Origin of the sequence: Pedobacter sp. MR2016-24 (assembly GCF_026239655.1) — a bacterium.
Lineage (GTDB): Bacteria > Bacteroidota > Bacteroidia > Sphingobacteriales > Sphingobacteriaceae > Pedobacter.
The window spans coordinates 316653-331650 of sequence record NZ_JAPIVO010000002.1 but is presented as its reverse complement, the minus strand read 5'-3'; the positions used below and the strand labels follow the sequence as shown (position 1 = coordinate 331650).

At 39.4% G+C, this 14998-nt stretch carries 18 protein-coding genes; 3 read left to right on the top strand and 15 right to left on the bottom strand.

Going from position 1 to position 14998, the window contains the following annotated elements; translation table 11 throughout:
• Positions 1-35: 35 nt before the first annotated feature.
• The 6 genes from OQX62_RS05630 to glmM all read right to left on the bottom strand — a co-directional run bounded on the left by OQX62_RS05630 (position 36) and on the right by glmM (position 6685).
• A complete protein-coding gene (locus OQX62_RS05630) occupies positions 36-2327 on the bottom strand; it encodes a GH92 family glycosyl hydrolase (RefSeq protein ID WP_265830437.1) in 2292 nt (763 codons plus the stop codon).
• Between the two features lie 27 nt (positions 2328-2354).
• Positions 2355-3035 carry a basic secretory protein-like protein gene (locus tag OQX62_RS05625; protein WP_265830436.1) on the bottom strand — a complete coding sequence of 227 codons (681 nt, stop codon included), beginning with the start codon at positions 3033-3035 and terminating at the stop codon, positions 2355-2357.
• A gap of 193 nt (positions 3036-3228) precedes the next feature.
• Complete coding sequence (locus tag OQX62_RS05620; protein WP_265830435.1) at positions 3229-3435, bottom strand: hypothetical protein; 207 nt, start codon at positions 3433-3435, stop codon at positions 3229-3231.
• A 97-nt stretch (positions 3436-3532) separates the two neighbouring features.
• The gene (locus OQX62_RS05615) at positions 3533-4072 is read right to left on the bottom strand and encodes a GNAT family N-acetyltransferase (protein WP_265830434.1); all 540 of its coding nucleotides are present in this window, start codon (positions 4070-4072) and stop codon (positions 3533-3535) included.
• A 70-nt stretch (positions 4073-4142) separates the two neighbouring features.
• The gene (locus OQX62_RS05610; protein ID WP_265830433.1) at positions 4143-5291 is read right to left on the bottom strand and encodes a cysteine desulfurase family protein; all 1149 of its coding nucleotides are present in this window, start codon (positions 5289-5291) and stop codon (positions 4143-4145) included.
• A 5-nt stretch (positions 5292-5296) separates the two neighbouring features.
• On the bottom strand, positions 5297-6685 hold the full coding sequence (glmM, locus tag OQX62_RS05605) for a phosphoglucosamine mutase (RefSeq protein ID WP_265830432.1): 1389 nt from the start codon (positions 6683-6685) through the stop codon (positions 5297-5299).
• 138 nt (positions 6686-6823) lie between these two features.
• On the opposite strand from glmM, the gene OQX62_RS05600 reads away from it, so the two are divergent.
• Genes OQX62_RS05600 through OQX62_RS05590 form a run of 3 tightly spaced genes read left to right on the top strand, consistent with a single transcriptional unit; the run spans position 6824 to position 8834 of the window.
• Positions 6824-7555, top strand: a complete 732-nt coding sequence (locus tag OQX62_RS05600; protein ID WP_265830431.1) for a class I SAM-dependent methyltransferase — start codon at positions 6824-6826, stop codon at positions 7553-7555.
• The gene (locus OQX62_RS05595) at positions 7552-8115 is read left to right on the top strand and encodes a phosphatase PAP2 family protein (protein WP_265830430.1); all 564 of its coding nucleotides are present in this window, start codon (positions 7552-7554) and stop codon (positions 8113-8115) included. The genes OQX62_RS05600 and OQX62_RS05595 overlap by 4 nt, the downstream gene beginning before the upstream one ends.
• Positions 8115-8834, top strand: a complete 720-nt coding sequence (locus tag OQX62_RS05590; RefSeq protein WP_265830429.1) for a ZIP family metal transporter — start codon at positions 8115-8117, stop codon at positions 8832-8834. Before OQX62_RS05595 ends, OQX62_RS05590 begins: the two co-directional genes overlap by 1 nt.
• 15 nt (positions 8835-8849) lie before the next feature.
• Here OQX62_RS05590 and OQX62_RS05585 read toward each other — a convergent pair whose 3' ends face one another.
• The 9 genes from OQX62_RS05585 to OQX62_RS05545 form a co-directional block, all read right to left on the bottom strand.
• The gene (locus OQX62_RS05585) at positions 8850-9350 is read right to left on the bottom strand and encodes a MarR family winged helix-turn-helix transcriptional regulator (RefSeq protein WP_265830428.1); all 501 of its coding nucleotides are present in this window, start codon (positions 9348-9350) and stop codon (positions 8850-8852) included.
• On the bottom strand, positions 9313-9483 hold the full coding sequence (locus OQX62_RS25090) for a DUF5522 domain-containing protein (RefSeq protein ID WP_265830427.1): 171 nt from the start codon (positions 9481-9483) through the stop codon (positions 9313-9315). The genes OQX62_RS05585 and OQX62_RS25090 overlap by 38 nt, the downstream gene beginning before the upstream one ends.
• The gene (locus OQX62_RS05575; RefSeq protein ID WP_265830426.1) at positions 9483-10424 is read right to left on the bottom strand and encodes an exonuclease; all 942 of its coding nucleotides are present in this window, start codon (positions 10422-10424) and stop codon (positions 9483-9485) included. Before OQX62_RS05575 ends, OQX62_RS25090 begins: the two co-directional genes overlap by 1 nt.
• Positions 10425-10430: 6 nt before the next feature.
• Complete coding sequence (gene coaE / locus OQX62_RS05570) at positions 10431-11018, bottom strand: dephospho-CoA kinase (protein WP_265830425.1); 588 nt, start codon at positions 11016-11018, stop codon at positions 10431-10433.
• Positions 11018-11965, bottom strand: a complete 948-nt coding sequence (locus OQX62_RS05565; protein WP_265830424.1) for a YbbR-like domain-containing protein — start codon at positions 11963-11965, stop codon at positions 11018-11020. The genes coaE and OQX62_RS05565 overlap by 1 nt, the downstream gene beginning before the upstream one ends.
• A gap of 78 nt (positions 11966-12043) precedes the next feature.
• Positions 12044-12373, bottom strand: coding sequence for a preprotein translocase subunit YajC (gene yajC / locus OQX62_RS05560; RefSeq protein ID WP_265830423.1), 330 nt, complete (start codon positions 12371-12373; stop codon positions 12044-12046).
• 23 nt (positions 12374-12396) lie between these two features.
• Positions 12397-12864: a DUF1573 domain-containing protein gene (locus tag OQX62_RS05555; protein ID WP_265830422.1), complete on the bottom strand. Its 468-nt coding sequence runs from the start codon at positions 12862-12864 to the stop codon at positions 12397-12399.
• A 3-nt stretch (positions 12865-12867) separates the two neighbouring features.
• Positions 12868-13761, bottom strand: a complete 894-nt coding sequence (gene nusB / locus OQX62_RS05550; RefSeq protein WP_265830421.1) for a transcription antitermination factor NusB — start codon at positions 13759-13761, stop codon at positions 12868-12870.
• A 91-nt stretch (positions 13762-13852) separates the two neighbouring features.
• Entirely contained in the window at positions 13853-14941 is a 1089-nt protein-coding gene (locus OQX62_RS05545; RefSeq protein WP_265830420.1) for a Glu/Leu/Phe/Val family dehydrogenase, read from the bottom strand.
• Positions 14942-14998 lie beyond the last annotated feature (57 nt).

Below are 14998 nucleotides of genomic sequence, written 5' to 3'. Positions count from 1 at the left end.
ACAATGTTAACCGGGCTTTCTTGTATAAAAGATAATTACTTTTTGTCAGTAGACAAGGAATAAGGAAAATCAGTAGTGTGTACTCCTCTTTTCTTATTTGGCTGCGCTGTCATATTAAAATCAAGCGTTGCTCCTTTCAGTAATTCTGAGTGGGTAAGGTAATTTTTACCATACTCTTTGGTGTTGAATTTCAAAGATTGTATATACCTGTTGTCTGCACTGTTATTGGCGGCATTCAATACTACCTTTTTCCCGTTCTCCAGGTTAAGTGTTACCTTTTTAAACAAAGGCGCACCCAATACGTACTGATCCACAGCAGGTGTAACCGGATAAAAACCTAAAGCAGAGAAAACATACCAGGCAGAAGTCTGACCATTGTCTTCATCACCGCAATACCCGTCAGGCGTAGCTTTATACATCCTGTCCATCACTTCTCTTACCCAGTACTGTGTCTTCCATGGCTGACCTGCATAATTGTACAGATAAGTCATATGCTGAATGGGCTGGTTACCATGTGCATACTGTCCCATATTCGCAATCTGCATCTCACGGATCTCATGGATCACACCACCGTATTCACTCTCATCAAATACCGGAGGCAATGAAAATACGGAATCCAGTTTGGTAGCGAATTTATCTTTACCACCCATTAATGTAGCTAAACCATCAATATCCTGGAATACTGACCATGAATAATGCCAGCTGTTACCTTCAGTAAATGCACCACCCCATTTAAAAGGGCTGAATGGCGACTGGAAGGACCCATCTTTATTTTTACCACGCATCAATCCTGAAGAAGGATCAAACAGGTTCTTATAGTTCATCGCTCTTTTGGCGTATATATCAGTCTCTGATTTCGGTTTGTTTAATGCTCTCCCTAACTGGTAAATAGTAAAATCATCATAAGCATATTCCAGTGTTTTGGCGGCATTTTCAGAGATCTTCACATCAAAAGGAACATAACCCAGTTCATTATAATATTTCACACCATTTCTGCCTACTGCCTCTATCGGACCTTCATTATTCGCGCCATGTGTCAATGCTTCGTACAACTTTTCAATGTCATAACCGCGCATACCTTTGATATAGGCATCGGCCACTACGGAAGCTGAATTGTTGCCCACCATGATATTGGCATAACCCGGGCTTGACCATTCAGGCAACCATCCGCCTTCTTTATAATCATTGATCAGACCTTCCTGCATCTCTTTATTAATAGATGGGTACACCAGATTTAAGAATGGATATAATGCCCTGAAAGTATCCCAGAAGCCAGTTCCAGCAAACATGTAGCCTGGCAGGGTTTTACCATTATACGGACTCCAGTGTACAATTTTATTGGATGCATCGAGTTCATACATTTTGTTAGGAAAAAACAATGTACGGTATAAACTAGAATAGAATGTACGTGTCTGATCTACCGTTCCTCCTTCCACATTTATCCTGTTCAGGGTTTTATTCCAGATGGCTTTAGCTTTTTGTTTGGTGACGTCGAAACTGTCATTTGCCAGCTCACGCTTTAAGTTTAGCTCAGCCTGTTCTATGCTGATGAATGAGGAAGCTACCTTCATCCCAACCTGCTCGCCTTTTTTTGTTTTAAAGCCGACTATAGCACCGGAATGATTACTCTTTAACTCCAGCGTATCTTTTGCCAGCTGATTACCATGCCATGTATCTGCTGATACAATTGGCTTATCAAAATAAATAACGAAGTAGTTTTTGAAATTAGGTAATGGTCCCCTTGCATATTTTGTACTGTAGCCAATGATTTTTCCCTCTTTAGGGATTACCTTAACGTAAGACCCTTTGTCGAAAGCATCGACTACAACAAAAGAACTGTCAGATTGTGGGAAAGTAAAACGAAATTGCGCTGCTCTTTCTGTAGGTGTAATTTCTGTGGTCACATCAGCATCAGCCAGGTAAACACTGTAATAGTAGGGTTTAGCTGTTTCGGCTTTATGGGAAAACCAGCTCTCGCGATCCGTCTGTGAAAATCTCTTTTTACCCGTTACCGGCATTACAGAAAACTGTCCGTAATCATTCATCCAGGGAGATGGCTGGTGAGTCTGTTTAAAGCCTTTAATTTTATCGGCATCATAGGTATATGCCCATCCGTCACCCATTTTACCTGTCTGTGGCGTCCAGAAGTTCATTCCCCAGGGTAAAGCAATAGCAGGGTACGTATTTCCATTAGACAGATCCGGTTTACTGGCAGTTCCCATTAAAGGATTGATCCATTCAACCGGATCAGTAATTTGAGCAGTCTGCTGTGCCAGGGCCGGCAATGCGGCAGAGAACAGCAGTACTGATAAGAATTGTTTAATCATTATTATAGGTTTATATTATTGTTGGTTTTACAATGTAGGATTTATTGTGTAGGCGGTCCATAAATCAGCTAAAGTTTTACCTGTCTTTATTTTCCATATTTCTTCTGTATAGCTGTGATTGCGCATGTGCTGATCCAGTGTTTTCACAATTCCGGCATTCCCGTTTTTTTCCAGCCAGGCCAGAAACCTTGCGGTGATACGGTATCCGTTATCATAATTCTGACCGGCTTGATATGCTGGCAGGGTCCATTTGGCACCAACGTTATCTACCCCGTATTTGTATCTTACATAATCTGCAATTCCTTCTGTCACCCACCATGGACCATTGCTCTGACCATATGCCTGCACAATATGCATCACTTCATGAGTTACCACATCAATATCTCCGGGATTCTTTTTAAACCAGACCGGACTGTACGCAACACGGGCATCGCTTGTTGCTGCTACTCCCTTATATGCGGTATCAATTACAAAAGTAATTTCCTTTACAGCTGCAGGATTATAGGCTTTACACAATTCCGGATAGACTTTAAAAAATGTCTTTATCATCCTTGTCCTTAATGCCGGATCGAAAGCCTGCTCCTGATTGATAAACGTCAGGATATATCCTTTTTGCCTAAATACTTCCTTGTCCTGTGCTGAAACAGAAACTGACAATGAAAATAAGAATAGAATTGCGGCTAAATAGCGAAAGTGGTGTCTGTTCATACAATTTATTATTTAAAACGTTTTAGCATATCAATTATTCCTTGTTATTAAAAAATATTTAATATGTTCAACGCTCTAATGTAATGGAGAATTTCTTAACAGCCAAATTTATATCGTAATATTTACTCTGGAAAGGACATAAAAAAACCCTGAGATTTTTATATCTCAGGGCCAAATTTTGATCATTTCTTTTTTAGAAGTCTCTTCCTGGTGTTACACCCGGCTCATGACTTGATCCTAAAGGCGGGTTCTTTCTATCCGGGTGGCGTGTAAATTCTGATCTGCCGGACTGACCCGGAGAAGAGGTTTCGCCACTGTTCAACTCTTCCTCTTCTGTAGTTTCTTTATACACAGTTTTTTTATTTTCTTCTTCCTGATGTTGTTCTTCCGGAGTTATCATAACAAATATATTTTGATGAATAATTATATGAACTACCTAAATAACAGGTGAAGGTTAGCTTTGTTTAATAAATCTTCCTTGGAACGGAATGGATATTTTATTTACACCCTTTAAAATATACGCAACGCTTGATGAAGCTAATGACCTCAGTAAAATATACTTCCTCTTTTTCAACAGCATTACTCATCAGTAACATTGGATATGATTGTTCAGGATTAGAATAAGATGGCTGCAAATAATCGAAAGGCAGACAGGTCAGTCCATTTCTTTTATAAAAGTGAATCCTGCGTACAGCATCATCAGTTTGAGGAGGCTCTACTTCCAGGATCAGTTTTGTATGATTCAGACCAGTTAGATCCTGCATTACCTGTGCTCCATAGTTTTTTCCTCGATGTTCAGGATCAATGGCAAAATATTCCACAAATAACCACTCCTCCAGAGCCCATAACACCAGGAATCCAATTACCTGTTCATCTGCCTCAATCAGCTGCAACCACATCTCGGGAGTATTTTCAATCATATCCAAGAGCTGGCTCCAATCTCTCCGTTCTTTCTCCGGAAAAGTCGCCATATATAATTCCTGCACATAGGATATATATGGATCATCAACAGCGGTAACTGATAAATATCTAATCATAAATTATAAAACATAAAAAAAGCTCTGACAGTTGGCCAGAGCTAGTGATTTTCTCAAATTAAGAATCCCGTTAAACAGCAATGTTCTGTTCTACGATATGTTTAACTTTTTCTGCAACAATATCCAGTTCAGCTTTGGTATTATATTTACTGAAAGAGAAGCGTACAGAAGGTCTGTTCGGGTCTACCCCTATTCCTGTTAATACATGAGAACCAATATTTGATCCCGAAGAACAGGCACTGCCGCCGGAAGCAGAAATACCCTGAATATCCAGATTGAACAATAACATATCAGCCATGTCCATTTCAGGGAAAGATACATTCAATACTGTATATAAACTTTTTTCAGCATCAGTTTCGCCATTAAAACTAATTCCCGGAACTTCTGCTGTCAATTTATCTTTCAGGTATGTTTTCAGTTCAAGAATATAATTTTTATGCTCTTCCATTTCTGCATAGGCAATCTCAAGTGCTTTCGCTAATCCTACGATGCCATAAACATTTTCCGTTCCTCCACGCATATTACGCTCCTGTGCACCACCAAAAATGAAAGGACTGATTTTTACACTATGTTTTACATACAGAAACCCAACACCTTTTGGTCCGTGGAATTTATGTGCTGCACAAACAATAAAATGAGCTTTCAGTTTTTTAACATCATGCACATAGTGCCCCATTGTCTGCACCGTGTCGCTATGAAAAATAGCATCGTAAGTCTCACAGATTTCACCTATACGTTCGATATCATTTAATGTACCCAGCTCATTATTTGCGTGCATCAAAGAAACAAATGAACGGCTGTTTTCTTTCAGCAATTGCTCTAAATGAGCATAATCCAGATTTCCCTTAGCATCAATATTTACAAAGCTCAACTTATCAATCACTCCATCCTTCAATAACTGCTCCAGCGTATGTTCTACAGCATGGTGCTCAATTTTCGAGGTGATTGCATGTTTAAGTCCGAATGCGGCAATACCACCACGTATTGCGGTGTTATCTGCTTCCGTCCCTCCGGAAGTAAAAAATACTTCCGCCGGGGCTGCATTTAATAATCCTGCAACCGTCTTTCTGGCTTTTTCAATCAGCGTACGAACCTCACGGCCCTGCCCATGAATCGAAGATGGATTGCCGTAATAGTTCTCCATTACGTTTACCATTTCAGCCATCACTTGTTTATCAAGAGGTGTTGTTGCAGCATTATCTAAATAGATCCTGGTCATCGTTTTTAATTCAGTTTTAAAATTTCTTTGATATCAGATATGATTTTTTTAGCGAGGTTTTCTGCCACGGTCTCATTTTCTGCTTCACTGTAAATACGAATAATTGGCTCCGTATTAGATCTGCGCAAATGAACCCACTCGTTATCAAATTCAATCTTTAATCCGTCTATTGTACTATTCGGCTGGCTTTTATATTTCTCCTGTACTTTAACAAGTAAAGCATCGATATCCATTTCCGGTGTCAGTGTAATTTTGTTTTTAGAGATATGGTAGTTTGGGTAACTACTACGCAGCAGGGAAACAGATTTCCCAAACTTAGCTAAGTGCGTTAAAAATAAGGCAATACCTACTAAAGCATCACGACCATAATGAAGTTCCGGATAAATGATTCCTCCATTCCCCTCTCCTCCGATAATGGCATTTGTAGCTTTCATCTGGTTTACCACATTTACTTCACCCACAGCTGAGGCATGGTATTCACCACCAGCCCTAAGGGTAACATCTTTCAATGCCCTGGTAGAGGACAGATTAGACACTGTATTTCCAGGTGTATTTTTAAGGATATAATCTGCTACAGCAACTAAAGTATATTCTTCACCAAACATAGATCCGTCTTCACAAACGAAGCATAAACGATCTACATCCGGGTCTACCACAATACCAAGGTCTGCACCCTGACTTTGCACCACTTTAGCTATTTCAGTCAGGTTCTCCGGTAGCGGCTCCGGATTATGAGGAAACTCCCCGTCCGGGGTACAGAAAAGCTCGAAAACCTGTGTTACGCCCAATGCTTTCAATAAAGCCGGAATGAAAATCCCTCCTGTAGAATTAACACAATCGATAGCCACCTTAAAATTCGCTTTTTTAATCAGCTCAATATCTACTAAAGGAAGTGCAAGCACCGCTGCAATATGTTTCTCCAGGTAAGAATCATCATGAGTTACTTTACCCAGATCATTTACCTCAGCAAAAGCAAAATCTGCCCGTTCTGCCATTTCCAGGATCTCCTTGCCATTGTCATCACTGATAAATTCACCTTTATCATTCAGCAGTTTCAATGCATTCCATTGTTTTGGATTGTGACTGGCTGTAAGGATAATCCCTCCACCTGCCTTTTCCATTGGAACAGCAATTTCCACTGTAGGAGTAGTAGATAAACCGAGGTCAATTACTTCAATACCTAATCCCTGCAGCGTGCCGGTAACCAGGTTATTGACCATATCTCCCGAGATGCGCGCATCCCTGCCTATTACAATTTTCCTGACATTTGTATTTTGAATGACCCATGAACCGTAAGCCGCAGTAAACTTAACAATGTCAATAGGTGTCAATGAGTTTCCGGCTATTCCGCCTATGGTTCCTCTAATTCCAGAGATAGATTTTATGAGTGTCAACGCTATAAATTTTATTCTTCAAAAATAGCAAAAATTTAAGAAGGACGACCAATTAAAAACAATTGAACCTAAAAATCGGGTGTATGGAACAGTATTCCTTATATTTGTTTTTTTTAAGCTTATTAATATACCGTCTCTATGCAGCGTAAGTGGTTTCAATACTGGTTCAATTCTCCCTATTATCACATCTTATATAGTCAGCGGAATGATGAAGAAGCAGAGTTCTTAATTGATAATCTTACCGCCTATTTAAGACCCGCTGCAGAAAGCCGGATACTTGATATTGCCTGTGGAAGAGGTCGCCATGCCATTTATTTACAGAAAAAAGGATTCGATGTAACGGGTATCGACTTATCTGAACAAAGCATCAAATATGCCAAACAATTCGAACAGAAACACCTTCATTTTTTTGTACACGATATGCGCAAACTCGGTTATATCAACTATTATGACATCGCGCTGAATATGTTTACCAGTTTTGGCTACTTTGATACAGAGAAAGAGCATGTAAATGCGCTTAAATCGTTCCGGAAAAGTATAAAAGATGACGGTACACTGGTTATAGATTATTTCAATACACAGAAAATCATTAAAAATCTTACACAAAGGGAAACCAAAAGTGTGGAAGGTATTGAATTTGATATTCACAAATATGTGTCAGATGGTAAAATCATCAAAAACATCGACTTTGAACATAAAAGCAAACACTTCGCTTTTGAGGAAAGAGTGCAGGCATTCAGTAAGTCTGACTTCGAGCGGATGCTTGAAAAAAGCGGTCTGGCTATTAAGGCAGTATTCGGTAATTATGCGCTGGAAGAATTCGATGAAACAAAATCTGACAGACTGATCCTGGTGTGTAAAAAGATATGATAGCTACACTGCAGGAATTTGATGTGGATCTTTTTTTAAGAATCCACCGCGGACTATCAAATGGTTTCTTTGACTGGCTGTTGCCCTTAATGCGTAACCGTTTCTTCTGGGCCCCGCTCTATCTGTTTATTCTCATCTTTTGTTTCAAGGAATATAAGAAAAAAGGCTGGTACATCATTGGGCTGTTATTGCTGACATTTGCCCTGGGTGATTTTGTTTCATCCCGGTTTATTAAACCCACAGTCGCCAGAATCAGGCCTTGTAATGATATTGCGTTGGTTGACCAGATTATACACAGGGTGCCATGCGGCGCCGGATACAGCTTTCCGTCAGCACATGCCACTAATCATTTTGGCATTGCAGTATTCCTGATTATTATTTTTTATTCACGGTGGAAGCCAATTTTGCCTATAGGCCTGGCATGGGCCTTCCTGATCTCATTCTCACAAATATATGTTGGCGTTCATTATCCGATAGATACCTTCGCAGGAGCATTGCTGGGTACCGCTATAGGATTGTTTACAGGCCGGCTCTTTAAAAAATTACAACCAGTACACTAATGGAAATTTGGAAAATATTAATCTTGTTCTTCTGTGCTTTTTTAGGCGGACTCTCCATATTCTTGGTTAAAAGTGATAAATCACAACTGTTAAAGCTGATACTTTCTTTCAGTGGCGCATATTTATTTGCAATCACCGTCCTGCACCTTATTCCGGAAGCCTATAGCGGTCCGGATCACGATGAAATAGGTATCTTTATTCTGATTGGATTTCTGCTGCAGATCTTCCTGGAGCAATTTTCAGAAGGTGTAGAACATGGCCATATCCATAAACATGCAGAAGGACAAATTTTTCCTTACGGGATCATGATCAGTTTATGTTTGCATGCGTTTCTGGAAGGAATGCCGCTGGCTGCCGACCAGCACAACGCACTGATTTTCGGTATCTCCCTGCATCATATTCCTGCTGCCTTTGCATTGTCCAGTATCCTGATGCAAAACAAGTTAAAGCGCGGTGGGATTATCTTTTACGTTGCTATCTTTGCGCTTATGGCCCCTTTGGGATTCTGCTTTAGTTATGGCATCAGCAACGGAAGCATAGGTGGTATAGAAACCTATTTCAATAAAATGATGGGCATAGTGATAGGTATATTCTTACACATTTCTACCACTATCCTCTTTGAATCGAGCGTAGACCATAAGGTTTCAAGACGAAAAATGATTGCGGTGCTGCTCGGTATCAGCATTGCGCTTATTGGATTTTATACTTCAGGTCACTAAAAATAGTCCAGCGTATTAATCTTTTTCACCGGTAATTTTATTCAGCAATCTATTTAATTCTTCAGCTTCCTCTGCGGTGAGGCTGGCAGAAATGATAGCTGATAAGTCAATTTCCTTATCCGTTTTTTTCAACAGCTGTATACCCTTCTCGCTGATAACAATATCTACCGCTCTCTTATCATAAGCATTGATATTTTTATCCACCAGATTTTTCTGTACTAACCTGTCCACAATCCGGGAAGCATCACACATTTTATCCAGCATCTTTGCCTTGATCAGATTGATCGTGGCAGGCTTGGGATGCTGCCCGCGTAATATTCGTAATACATTAAATTGCTGTGAGGTAATATCAAAAGGTAGAACAGCGTGCCTTACATCTTCATTGCACCTGTTATAAGCTAAAAATACATTAATCATAGCCTGGTGAAATACCTCTTTTACCGAACTACTTAATTCTTTTTGTACATGCATCATTTTGTTATTTAAATTGTTCAGGTGCAGCGGCGTCGTTATCATTTTTAGGTTTTCCAAAACCCCATGGACAATGTTTGCATTTATTCTTGCAGCAATACCCCCTTTTCAGATGATATGCCGCAGTAAATACCATTAATCCTTCTTCATTAAAATAATAATCAACCCCCTCTTCCATCAACTAAGCAATTTAACTTCTAAAATGTTTTCATAAAAAGTTTTCAATTGATGACCGCTCCCGTGAGTTGTCCATACTTGCCTGGGATTAACCTTTTCAATAGTAAGTAAAATCTCTTTCCAATCCACATGATCTGATATATAAATTTGCAATTCATTATTGTTTTGCAAATGTTTCCAGCCAGTCACAAAAACACGTATAACGTTAATTGCCCTGATATAACTCCTGTAGACCATAGGAGGAACGATATAGATCATGTGTTCGGGATTCGACTTCATGACCTTTCTGTCGTACACCTCATATTTACCCATATTGATACCCATTTTTTCATATATTTTCACAAACGGGACAATATTATGGTGCACTAAAATTCTTTTTTCAGGACAGTGATCGTTGATCATGCGGATCAGCCGCTGGCTTTTCCCCAGCGCATATGCGCCAAGCATCACATTACTACGTGTGGTATTCAGCTTTTTAATCTCCCCCTCCGGATCCGGATGGGCAGTATCCGGATTTGCAAAAGTGGTTTCTGTAATCAATACATCGGCCGTAACAAATTCAACTGGCTCACAGGTAATATCAGGCTGCAGTTTATAATCTCCCGTGTACAAATATTTAATCCCTTTATATTCCATCATGACCAATGCAGAGCCCAGAATATGACCAGCCGGAATAAAACTGATTCGCACGCCATTCAGTTCAAAAACAGTATGATAAGGTTTAATATGAAAATCTGCCGCAGCGAATTTTTTATAGCGCTGAAGCATGAACAGAGAAGTAGCCTCCGTACAATAAACATTTAAATTCCCGCTCACGGCATGGTCACCATGGGCATGGGAAATTACCGCCTCTTTAACCGCTTCTTTTGGATCGAGGTAAAAATTACCATAAGCGCAAAACAAGCCAATCTTAGTAGGCACTAAAAAATCATCTAATATCATTAATAATTATTTTAAAAATTGATGGTGCAGTTTCAGCACCTGGGGGATGAGCGCAGCTGTCTCCTTATTTTCTATAAAATAATCAGCCATACCCTTCTTTATTTCATCACTTAATTGTTTGTTTATCCTGGACGCTACCTGTTCTCGGCTCACCTCGTCACGTTCCATCACCCGGGCGATTCTAATATCCACAGGAGCCGTAACCAGCACACTTTTATCACACAGGCGATAAGAACCGCTCTCAAATAATAAAGCAGCCTCTTTCAGGATATAAGGTGTACCTGCTGGTACAGTATTCATCCAGCGTTCAAATGCACGAAAGGTGGCGGGATGCACTAAAGCATTCAGTTTATCCAGTTCCTGCTGATCATTGAATACGATCTGCGCTATATATTTATTGTTTAATTTTCCTTCAATAGTATAACTTTCATCACCAAAGGCAGCTTTTACACCTGCTACCAGAAGCATGTCAGTAACCATAATTTGTTTGGCTACAGTATCTGCATAAAATACGGGAATACCCAGGGATTCAAAAATTCTGCAAACAGTGGTTTTTCCACTGCCAATACCGCCGGTTATACCTATCTTCAGCATTATCTTTCTATAATAAAATCTACCTTGTCAGGCGTGAGTTTAACCAATCTGCAATAATCAGGAAAACGGTTCAGTTTAATTGTCAGCTGACTATGTTTTTGTAATTTCCACTCATTCATGTCTACCACAGCATCAATAAAATCCTCATTTACCTGCTGATAACTCGATAAAGCCACCATAAAAGTAATCCTTACTTTTTTAGGAAACAGCTTTACATTATAGTATTCTGTATTGTTAATAATTTTGACAGGCAGATCCAGCGTCTTCTCCGTAAACTCATCTACCGGTAATTTCACCTGTACACTTGACGGAAAGATATCCACATTTTTAAACACGTTTTGTTTCATTGAAACGCGGGTGACTACAGAGTCATGAATATGCTGTAATTTCAGCGTATCCGTTTTCCATTCCTTGATTTTATCCAGCTCTTCCTGCGGACCAGAAACGGTTACGTAATCAGGTTTGAACTCCAGGTCGTCCGAAATCCCAAACTGATTAGCGAATGAAAGGTTGGATACCAATTTTACGGGCACTCTTTTCACCGTCCTTTTAGAAAAATCAAAATATAACGTATCCGGACGTACAGAGATAATTTTCTGCGAAGTCTCCAGTTGCTTGTTCACACTATAGAGTTGCTCAGAAAAAAGAATAAAATTTCTGTTGCTCAGTTTATCCAGACTGATGCTGATAGATTGAGGATTGACACGTAAACGGGCAAAAAGTAACTGCCAGCCGGTTCCTTCCACCTGCAAATCAACCGTATCGGGCTGTAAAGGATGAAAAGCTTTGTTTTGCGGAAAGTTTTCATAGACTAAAACCGTCTTCGCTGTATACACATACTTATTATTCAGGGCCATAAAAAGCCAGCCCGCTATTGCCAGCAGCAAGCAGCCAACCAAAACAAAAAAACGCTTTTGCTCTATTTTTGTAAGTTTTATGAATGCCATGGCTGTAAAGTAATCAATTTTAGCAAAATAAAAAAAAGCCGCACCAAAACGGAGCGGCTTCAATTTTCTTTTTACAAATTAAGCTTTTGGTAATGCTGCAGGTGCTGCAGATGCTTTAGTAGCATCCAGAGAGATAGCCGTTTTATCAAAACGTATTTTAGTACCGCCTTCTACTTCAATCAAAAATGTAGTTTCGTTCATGTCTACAATTCTGCCATGGATACCAGCCGTAGTAACTATTTTGTCCCCTTTTTTTAAGTCGGCAACCAGTTTTTTATGATCTTTTGCTTTTTTAACCTGAGGTCTGATCATGAAGAAATAAAATACTACCATGATTAATACCATTGGAACCAATGTACTTAACATACTGCTACCGCCGGCAGCCTGTAAAATTACTGTAGATGTCATATTGTTTTGTTTGTTATTATAAATTATAAACTTGCAGCCTCTTTCACTTCACCAATAATGTGAACTTCAGAAGTTGAAGGGTTACCATTTGAAGTAATTGTCACTACCTTATCCTGCATTCCCATTTTACCAGTACTGTTAAATACAACTTTGATTACTCCTGTATCACCAGGTTTGATCGGCTCGTTCGGTTTCTCCGGAACAGTACATCCGCAGGATGCAGTAGCATTAGTAATGATCAGGGGACTTTTACCAGTGTTCTTAAACTTGAAATCGTAATGCACTTTTTCTCCCTGTAAAATCTTTCCGAAGTTGTACATGCCATTTTCAAAGCTCAGTACCGGCGCATCGGGTGATACTACTGTAGTGGTAGTCGTTGAAGTAGTTGTTTCTTCAGTCGTTGTTCCGGCTACAGTGGTTTCTGCTGGTTTATTACTATTACATGCAGACATTGAAGCTGCTATAAAAGCTAAAAATAATACTCTTTTCATAATTTATTCCTCTATTAATCCGCGGCCTAATTTCTTAATGCTGTTTGTGCGTTTCAAGTCGCCTAAAATTTTGTCTAATATACCGTTTATAAAAGAATTACTTTTCGGTGTACTGTAATCTTTAGATAAATCCAGGTACTCATTTATTGTAACTTTAACAGGGATAGACGGAAAATTCATCAGCTCACAGATTGCCATTTTCATCAGAATAGTATCCATTAAAGCGATACGCTCCGATTCCCAGTTTTTAGTACGTTCAGCAATTAAGCCCTGGTATTCGTTATTATTTTTCAACGTATACACAAAGAGGTCTTCTACAAATTTGCTATCCTCTTTCCAGTCTGCACTGATTGGCGTAAGCTTATTTTTGAAAGGATCTTCTGAAACAAAGTTTTTAATTGTTTTTGCAACCATACCCTGCATTACTTCTTTATCTACCGGCCAGTTGATAAATTTATCTTCAAAAGCCTGGATAATATTCTGGCTTTTTAAAATGATCTTCCTGAAAATAAATTTGATAATTTCCTTTGAGCCTTCCAGACTATCGTCAGCATCAGCAAGGTAAGCAGTATACTCTGGTGTAGTCTTAAGCTTGTTATAGATCGTCCTGATGAAATCGGGATCTGCATGCCAGTTTACCTGGTATTTGTTAATGGCCGACTGATATTCGGGGTTTTTCTGCAAAAGCACGATAAATTTATTGTGCAGCAGTTTTTCATTAGGGTGTAGATCTTCTTCTGTAGGGAAGTGTTTATTTGCCCTTTCTATCGTATCAACGGCTGTGAACTCCGTGATTTCTGAGATCAATGCGAGCATTCTAACGTACATTTCGTATACGTTATCAATACTAAGCATTAATGCTTTTTTAGACGTAAGGATATCCTTCTTGTCTGTCATTTGCCAAGCAAAAATGTTTTGCAGAGCTTTAATTCTTAAGTGCCTTCTATTTAACATGAATGTAAGAACGAGTTGGTAATTTTACCGGTTATTAAAATGATGATTTTATTTTCTTTATATCTATTATTCTTTGTTCTGCAATCCGGTTAGCTGCCCAGATTGTTGGTATATTATCTGCTTTTGATAGTTTGATCACATTCCTGGTGGCGTCATAAATATTTTCTGTCAGCTGCATCGTCCGCTTTTTTCCGAAACCTGTAAGTTCCGAATAACAATTAATTAATCCTCCTGCATTGATCAGATAATCAGGCGCAAAAAGTATATTCTTTTCAAGCAGTAATTTACCATGTACCTGCTCATCAGCAAGCTGATTATTTGCTGATCCGGCGATAATGGCAAACTTCATTTTTGGTATGGTCATATCATTTACCGTCGCTCCTAAAGCACAAGGCGCATAGATATCTACATCCAGACCAAATATTTTGTCGCCCTCAACCGGTTTAGCCTTATATTTCCGGGCAACATACTGCAAGCGTTCCTGGTTAATATCACTCACAAAAACCTCTACATTTTCATTTCTCAGCAGCTCAACAAGATGTTCTCCAACATGTCCTGTCCCCTGTACAACCACAGATCTTCCGGCCAGCATATCCGTACCAAAAACTTCTTTTACGCAGGCTTTAATACCCAGAAATACCCCTTTCGCTGCCACGGCAGAAGGATCTCCCCCGCCACCTATAGATTCAGGTACTCCTGTAACATGGCTTGTCTCCATACGGATATATTCCATGTCTCTGGTGGTAGTTCCTACATCTTCAGCAGTAATAAATTCGCCGTTAAGGTTCTTAATAAAACGACCGTAACTGCGCATCATTGCCTCAGACTTTCCTTTTCTTGAATCACCGATAATCACAGCCTTCCCGCCACCCAGATTTAACCCTGTAATTGCAGCTTTATAAGTCATGCTTCTCGATAATCTCAGTACATCTTCCAGTGCCTCAGTCTCTGTAACATAATTCCACATCCTTGTTCCGCCAAGAGCCGGGCCCAGCGTAGTATCATGAATCGCAATAATAGCTTTCAGGCCACTATCAGGATCATTACAAAAAACGACTTTTTTATGTCCCAGTGCACTTAGTTGATCTAAAATTGAGGTTACCACAGAACTATTAGCAGACATATGATTTCGTTTAACTGAGAGCAGCAAAACTAAGCAAAAAAACATTATTTACATTGT

Bases quoted from the DNA above. Each gene is read 5' to 3' on its own strand.
- OQX62_RS05600 (WP_265830431.1), top strand. From the start codon at position 6,824: ATGCAGCGTAAGTGGTTTCAATACTGGTTCAATTCTCCCTATTATCAC.
- OQX62_RS05555 (WP_265830422.1), bottom strand. From the start codon at position 12,864: ATGAAAAGAGTATTATTTTTAGCTTTTATAGCAGCTTCAATGTCTGCA.
- OQX62_RS05615 (WP_265830434.1), bottom strand. From the start codon at position 4,072: ATGATTAGATATTTATCAGTTACCGCTGTTGATGATCCATATATATCC.
- OQX62_RS05545 (WP_265830420.1), bottom strand. From the start codon at position 14,941: ATGTCTGCTAATAGTTCTGTGGTAACCTCAATTTTAGATCAACTAAGT.
- OQX62_RS05595 (WP_265830430.1), top strand. From the start codon at position 7,552: ATGATAGCTACACTGCAGGAATTTGATGTGGATCTTTTTTTAAGAATC.
- OQX62_RS05585 (WP_265830428.1), bottom strand. From the start codon at position 9,350: ATGATAACGACGCCGCTGCACCTGAACAATTTAAATAACAAAATGATG.
- OQX62_RS05610 (WP_265830433.1), bottom strand. From the start codon at position 5,291: ATGACCAGGATCTATTTAGATAATGCTGCAACAACACCTCTTGATAAA.
- OQX62_RS25090 (WP_265830427.1), bottom strand. From the start codon at position 9,483: ATGGAAGAGGGGGTTGATTATTATTTTAATGAAGAAGGATTAATGGTA.
- OQX62_RS05575 (WP_265830426.1), bottom strand. From the start codon at position 10,424: ATGATATTAGATGATTTTTTAGTGCCTACTAAGATTGGCTTGTTTTGC.
- OQX62_RS05620 (WP_265830435.1), bottom strand. From the start codon at position 3,435: ATGATAACTCCGGAAGAACAACATCAGGAAGAAGAAAATAAAAAAACT.
- OQX62_RS05565 (WP_265830424.1), bottom strand. From the start codon at position 11,965: ATGGCATTCATAAAACTTACAAAAATAGAGCAAAAGCGTTTTTTTGTT.
- OQX62_RS05590 (WP_265830429.1), top strand. From the start codon at position 8,115: ATGGAAATTTGGAAAATATTAATCTTGTTCTTCTGTGCTTTTTTAGGC.
- coaE (WP_265830425.1), bottom strand. From the start codon at position 11,018: ATGCTGAAGATAGGTATAACCGGCGGTATTGGCAGTGGAAAAACCACT.
- OQX62_RS05625 (WP_265830436.1), bottom strand. From the start codon at position 3,035: ATGAACAGACACCACTTTCGCTATTTAGCCGCAATTCTATTCTTATTT.
- yajC (WP_265830423.1), bottom strand. From the start codon at position 12,373: ATGACATCTACAGTAATTTTACAGGCTGCCGGCGGTAGCAGTATGTTA.
- nusB (WP_265830421.1), bottom strand. From the start codon at position 13,761: ATGACAGACAAGAAGGATATCCTTACGTCTAAAAAAGCATTAATGCTT.
- OQX62_RS05630 (WP_265830437.1), bottom strand. From the start codon at position 2,327: ATGATTAAACAATTCTTATCAGTACTGCTGTTCTCTGCCGCATTGCCG.